This window comes from Pseudomonas sp. p99-361, from assembly GCF_003935475.1.
Classification (GTDB): domain Bacteria; phylum Pseudomonadota; class Gammaproteobacteria; order Pseudomonadales; family Pseudomonadaceae; genus Aquipseudomonas; species Aquipseudomonas juntendi.
Genome location: NZ_RHQO01000147.1, coordinates 1 through 647 on the forward strand (window position 1 = coordinate 1; position 647 = coordinate 647).

Genomic DNA, 647 nt, shown 5'->3' on the forward strand with positions numbered 1-647 from the left:
CATTGGCGTTGCAGCCCGGCGTTGAACGGTTGGCGTGCATGGCGCATGCCCGGCGTAAGTTCGTCGAGGCGCAGAAAGTGCAGCCCAAAGGCAAGACAGGTCGTGCCGATGTGGCGCTATCGATGATCAACAAGCTGTATGGCATCGAGCGTGAACTCAAGGATGTCAGCGATGAGCAGCGGTTCATCGGTCGCCAGGAAAGAAGCTTACCGATCCTCGGCCAGTTGAAAAGCTGGCTGGACAAGACGCAGTCACAAGTCACACCGCAAAGCGTGCTGGGCAAGGCCGTGCACTATCTGACGAACAACTGGAGTCGGTTGGAGCGCTACATTGAGGCCGGCCATTTACCGATCGACAACAACCTGGCGGAGCGTGCGATCAAGCCATTTGTCATCGGGCGCAAGGCGTGGCTGTTCAGCGACACGCCCAAGGGCGCGACTGCCAGTGCGCAGATCTACAGCTTGGTCGAGACCGCGAAGGCCAACGGCCAGGAGCCCTATACGTGGCTGCGCCACGTACTGGAGCGGTTGCCGTATGCCTCGTCGTTAGAGGACTACGAAGCGCTGCTGCCGTGGAACTGCTCGCCGGAAATGCCACGGTAAATCAAAGCTTCATCTGGCGGTAGGTGGGGTTCATGGAGCGCTTAG

1 protein-coding gene is annotated in these 647 nt (G+C 59.4%); it reads left to right on the top strand.

From position 1 onward, the window contains the following. The coding region (locus EGJ22_RS25895; RefSeq protein ID WP_125920461.1) for an IS66 family transposase at positions 1 to 602 on the top strand (602 nt) is incomplete at its 5' end. Positions 603 to 647: the final 45 nt, after the last annotated feature.